At 51.4% G+C, this 255-nt stretch carries 1 rRNA gene; it reads left to right on the plus strand.

Going from position 1 to position 255, the window contains the following annotated elements:
* A 23S ribosomal RNA gene (locus IC213_RS21435) occupies positions 1-254 on the plus strand; the annotation flags it as partial.
* Position 255 lies beyond the last annotated feature (1 nt).

Consider the following 255-nt stretch of genomic DNA (forward strand, 5'->3'; position numbering starts at 1 on the left):
TACGGTGGCCGCAGAGAATAGGCCCAAGCGACTGTTTACCAAAAACATAGGTTTCTGCTAAGTCGCAAGACGATGTATAGGAGCTGACGCCTGCCCGGTGCTGGAAGGTTAAGGGGATCTGTTAGAGTAATCGAAGCAGTGAACTTAAGCCCCAGTAAACGGCGGCCGTAACTATAACGGTCCTAAGGTAGCGAAATTCCTTGTCGGGTAAGTTCCGACCCGCACGAAAGGCGTAACGATTTGGGCACTGTCTCA

It is taken from the genome of Clostridioides sp. ES-S-0049-02 (assembly GCF_020658465.1).
GTDB lineage: Bacteria > Bacillota > Clostridia > Peptostreptococcales > Peptostreptococcaceae > Clostridioides.